Raw genomic sequence first — 5,514 nt, 5'->3', positions numbered from 1 at the left:
TAAGCTCACCTTTAGACTCCTGAATACGTGCACCACGCTGATCAACAGAATATTGTACAAAAGTCGCAGAAAGAGTTTTTATCCTATTCAGAGACTCTACAAGCTCATCCAGTGCAGAGCCTTGCGTTTCAGGTGCTGAATAAACTGAACAGGTAAAAAGAGATAAAACGGAGAAGAAAATAAATCTATACATAGTGTGTCCATAACAAGTAATACAAGGCGTATACACCCTAAATAAGCGTAAGCCTTTCGCTAGAACGCAACTTTAACACATGAAACAAAGCTGAAAAGATAATTGTTGTTCATCTTATCATCTTGGCTATTTGCATAGATAACAACCCGAATTCTAAACGCTCAGCCCCTATTCACCACTTAAAACACTACATATCGGCATATCTAGAGCCACAAAAATTGATTCAGAATCACTCACCCACTAGCGATCTTCTCTCATTAAACTACACTTGAGGATCAGTGGTTTAGATATTTCCACTTCTAACAATGGTGATCATTTTGAACGATGGCGACAAAGCCAACAATCAGGGCTACAGCTTGGGTGTAAGGCTTCTAAGAGTTGTCTTTTCACTCTAATTGCTGATTACTTTGGTGATCACTGCTGTACATATGTATAACGAGTACCAGCAACAAAAGTTACGCATAGACCGTAACCTTATTACCTACCAATCGATCTTTGGAAAGTCTATTGCCACAGCTTGGTGGAATTATGATATGGAGCAACTTGAAGCTACGCTCCAGGGGGTATTAGGGCTTGCCGATATTTCAGGAATCCTGCTGATAGATTCAGAATCGAAACAGATTTTCGTCGATGGAAATAGCCCCAAAGAGAACGTAGATAAAGACAGCTGGGCAAATAAGTTCTATCAAGAATTCGAGGTGAGCTACGATGGACGTAAAATGGGTACACTTTACTTGTTTTCAAGCAGAGACATAGTAATAGACCAAGTTAAACACAATTTTCTATTCATTTTGGTGAACGCTGTTATTAAGTCAATTGTGCTATGGATACTCTTTCTGTGGGCGTTTAACAAGTTTCTAGTTAAAGCACTTGATAAGTTTCTGATTAAGATGGAAACAACTGACTTTGACAACATACATGACGATAGGCCAACTCTATCTGCTGAACTCTCACACCCCGGGCTTGATAGCCGTGAATTACGGCGCTTAGATAATGTATTCACATCACTTAAAAAGCGTCTTGATAAATCGAAAAACAACTTGCTTTCGCTTAACTCAAATCTTGAAGACATTGTCAGCAAACGTACGAGCATGCTTAAGCGACAGAGTAGTCTACTAGAAGCAATGAGCAGCCAGGCACGAATAGGCGCATGGGAATATGACGTTCAAAGTAAAGTGCTAACCTGGTCGTCAAAAACGAGAGAGATATTTGAGGTAGACGATAGCTTCACTCCCACGCCCGACTCTATCAAGCAATTCTATCCCGAACAAAGCATGGGGAAACTTGAAGCACTCCAACTCGAAGCCATCAGATCCGGCACGCCTTGGGCTGAACAGTTAAAAGTAAAAACACATAAAGGCCATCATATTTGGATCACTAGTACCGGTGAAGCAGAGTTTGAAGATGGAGTCTGCCTTCGTTTGTATGGTTCAGTGCAGGACATTGATGCCGAGGTAGGGGCTCATCAAGACCTTGTAGATGCAAAACAAAAAGCCGTGGCTGCAGACGTTGCTAAAAGCGAGTTTTTAGCCAGCATGAGCCACGAGATCAGAACTCCCATGAACGGCATTATGGGTATGCTCCACTTGCTACTAGGTAGCGATCTAAGCGAACAGCAGCGAGATCAGGCTGAACTATCTCTTTCTAGCGCAGAATCCTTACTGTCACTACTAAACGAAATATTAGATATTTCGAAAATAGAAGCTGGCAAGCTAAAACTCGAATATATCGATTTTGACCTTTCTGAGCTTCTTCGTCACCAAGAAAGCTTATGGAAAGGGACTGTTGAAAAGAAAGGCGTCAAGCTTGAACTCCAGTGCACAGACATTTCTCATCAGTATTTAAAAGGTGACCCGAATAGAATTAAGCAAATCGTTTCGAATCTAGTCAGCAATGCAGAAAAGTTTACCGAACAAGGCATTATCAAAATGACCGCTTCGACCTTAGAAGTTGGCGATAAAATAAAAGTGAGTATTAGTATTACTGATACTGGAGTAGGTATAAAACAAGCAAAACTCGGCACAATCTTCGATATTTTCTCACAAGAGGACAGCTCTACCACACGTAAGTATGGCGGGACAGGTTTAGGCTTAACTATCGTGCGCGAACTATCTGAAATGATGGGAGGTCACGTAGACGTGGTGAGTAAATTAGGATGCGGCAGCACATTTACCGTTCAGCTATTATTAGATATTGGGAAACGCCACAAGCCATCAACACACTTGAGCCACGAGAACGTGACAACAAAGCCTCTCTAGGCAGTTTCAATATTTTGTTGGTAGAAGATGTCAAAACAAACCAATTGATAGCCGAAGTGATTCTTGATGAAAACAACTACCCTTGCACCACCGCTAATAATGGGCAGGAAGCCATTCAAATATTGAAAGAAAGTAATACACAATTCGACCTGATATTAATGGACTGCCAAATGCCAATTATGGATGGCTACGAAGCGACTAGAAAAATTCGAAAAGGGTCTGCGGGTGAACATTATACAAGAATACCAGTGGTCGCCATGACAGCTCACGCGATGAAAGGCGATCGAGACAAGTGTATCGAAGCGGGTATGAACGACTATTTATCAAAACCTTTTTCACCAGAAGAAATGTTAGAAAAACTACAATACTGGTTATAAAAGAACGGTTAGCATATTAAGCGAGCTATTAACTATAACTTATAAATCAAGCGTGATTAGGTAGAAATTATGAAAAGCTTATTATTCTCTACAAATTTAGCATTATTGGGGCTACTTACAGCAACCCTTGCTTATTCTTCCGAAAAACAGGTATCCCTTTCTTACGTTGATTACCCACCCTACTACGGAAAGACTCTAGAGAATGGAGGCCCTATAAGTGAAATCATTTCAGCTGCTTTTAAATTAAAAAATTACAAAGTAACGAAAGAACAACTGCCATGGTCTAGAGCGCTAGAATGGACCAAAGAAGGTAAATTCGACGGTATCTATACCGCCTGGTACAGGAAAGATCGAGAAAAAGATTTCGCCTATTCTGCAGAGCTCCCTGCAAATAAAGTAGTTTTATTCAAACGCAAAGACGCTCAAATCAATTATCAAAGTTATTCAGATCTAAAACCCTACACCATCGGCGTTGTTCGCGGATACGCCAACCCACCAGGCTTCGATGAAGCAGGCCTAACCCTCGCCCCCGTAACGACAGATAAACAGAACCTATTAAAATTATCTGCTTCCCGAATAGATTTAGTATTAGTAGATAAAGCACTAGGAAATTACATCATTAAAACGCAAATTCCTGATATGGCAAATCAACTCTAATCACTTGAGCCACCGCTAAAAAAAGATCCGCAATACTTGATGTTTTCAAGAAGTTCGCCTGGCTACCAAATAAAACTCAATGATTTTAACGATGGTCTGAAACAACTCAAAGAGTCGGGGGAAATAAAAGCGATCCTAGAAAAGCATGGGTTACAGTAGATAACTGTATCCTATCTGGGTCTAAGGTCAAATATTAGCCCTTACCCTATAGTAAGTTCGATAAGGGGCTTTTTAGCTATTCGCTGGTTACTGAATATCTTCAGAAAACTTGTCTCGACCAGAAAAGTATAGATTCTAGTCCTTGGGTGGAGGCGGTGCGAGGACTTCTCTAGATCCATTATGGCCGGCAGCACTGACAACACCAGCTTGCTCCATTGCTTCAACCAGGTTTGCAGCTCGGTTATAGCCTACCTTCAGCTTTCTCTGCACTGAGGAGATAGATACTCTTCTGGTTTCCGTAACAAATGCTACAGCCAGGTCGAACAAGGCATCTTGTTCGTTGTCTCCACCACCTTCTTCTGCAAAGGCTGCTACCGCGGGGTCTGAGCTATCGCCACCAGATAGAACCTCTTCAAGATAATTAGGTTGCCCGCGTTCTTTCCATGCTTCAACCACCTTATGAACTTCGTGGTCATCAACAAAAGCACCGTGAACACGAATTGGCACACCACTACCTGGTGGCATATATAGCATATCACCGTGACCCAAGAGCTGCTCTGCTCCACCCTGGTCCAATACGGTTCTAGAGTCGATCTTTGATGATACCTGGAAGGATATACGGGTAGGAACGTTTGCTTTGATCAAACCGGTAATGACGTCAACTGAGGGACGCTGAGTTGCGAGAATAAGGTGGATACCGGCGGCTCTTGCTTTTTGTGCGATACGCGCGATTAGCTCTTCGACCTTCTTGCCAACAATCATCATCATGTCGGCAAACTCATCAATAATTACCACTATAAAGGGTAAAGTCTCAAGATCCGGACGGTCACTTTCTTCATTTCTTAGGTGTAAATCTGGCACCCAGATAGGGTCCTTCATGGGCTCGCCGCGCTCAATAGCTTCTTTAACCTTTCGGTTATAGCCTGCAATGTTACGAACGCCCAAAGAAGCCATCAACTTATAACGGCGCTCCATTTCGGCAACACACCAACGCAGAGCATTCGCAGCCTCTTTCATATCGGTTACCACTGGGGTTAATAGGTGCGGTATACCATCATAAATTGAAAGCTCCAACATCTTTGGATCAACCATGATAAAACGCACTTCATCAGGTTGTGCTTTAAACAGCATACTTAGAATCATACTGTTAACACCAACCGACTTACCTGAACCCGTCGTACCGGCTACCAGCAAGTGCGGCATTTTCGCCAAGTTTGTAACGACCGGGTCGCCTGCAATATCGTTTCCTAACGCCAGGGTAACCGGTGACTCTGCATCATCATAATCCTTAGATAGCAAAACTTCGCTAAAGCGGACAATCTCTCGGTGCTCATTTGGTATCTCGATACCAACTACTGACTTACCAGGGATAACTTCAACCACCCTGACAGCAAGTACTGCCAAAGAACGAGCCAGATCCTTCGCTAGATTAGAAATCTTACTAACTTTTACACCGGGGGCTGGCTGAATCTCAAAACGTGTAATCACCGGGCCGGGATTAACCTCTACAACTTCCGCTTTGACACCAAAGTCGCCCAGCTTCTCTTCAAGTAGCCTAGACATATGCTCGAGCATCTCTTTGGAGAAGCCGAGTTTTTTATTAGTTTCTGCAGGATCAAGTAAAGATATAGACGGTAAAGGACCCTCTGAAGCAATAAACAAACTCCCCTGCTTTTCATCTTCCAAGCGCTTACTTGCTTTGCTCTTCTTAACAAAAGGTGAGATTTTAATTCCAGACTTCGTTTCGCTAGACGCATCACTTGCAACCTCAACATCATCTGCTTTGCCTTGCGCCTTGGTACCCGCTTTGACCTGAATAGGCGGCGACTGTTCAAGCTCGGAATCTACTGGAGAATATGGTTGTTTGCCT

Annotated in this window: 5 protein-coding genes; 3 read left to right on the top strand and 2 right to left on the bottom strand. The window is 42.7% G+C overall.

Annotated elements, in window-relative coordinates:
* On the bottom strand, positions 1 to 193 hold a 193-nt coding region (locus A3761_RS20220; RefSeq protein ID WP_156491986.1), incomplete at its 3' end, for a hypothetical protein.
* Positions 194 to 621: 428 nt separating this feature from the next.
* On the opposite strand from A3761_RS20220, the gene A3761_RS20215 reads away from it, so the two are divergent.
* From A3761_RS20215 to A3761_RS20205, 3 genes are all read left to right on the top strand, one after another.
* On the top strand, positions 622 to 2,451 hold the full coding sequence (locus A3761_RS20215; protein ID WP_068552639.1) for an ATP-binding protein: 1,830 nt from the start codon (positions 622 to 624) through the stop codon (positions 2,449 to 2,451).
* A 14-nt stretch (positions 2,452 to 2,465) separates the two neighbouring features.
* Entirely contained in the window at positions 2,466 to 2,828 is a 363-nt protein-coding gene (locus A3761_RS20210) for a response regulator (RefSeq protein ID WP_068552638.1), read from the top strand.
* Between the two features lie 69 nt (positions 2,829 to 2,897).
* A complete protein-coding gene (locus A3761_RS20205; RefSeq protein ID WP_068511497.1) occupies positions 2,898 to 3,485 on the top strand; it encodes an ABC transporter substrate-binding protein in 588 nt (195 codons plus the stop codon).
* Between the two features lie 294 nt (positions 3,486 to 3,779).
* Here A3761_RS20205 and A3761_RS20200 read toward each other — a convergent pair.
* A partial coding sequence (locus A3761_RS20200; RefSeq protein WP_156491985.1) for a DNA translocase FtsK occupies positions 3,780 to 5,514 on the bottom strand: 1,735 nt, incomplete at its 5' end.

The organism is Oleiphilus sp. HI0123 (assembly GCF_001635315.1).
Note: the sequence above shows the minus strand (reverse complement) of the source record. Positions and strands in the feature narration are given on the sequence as shown.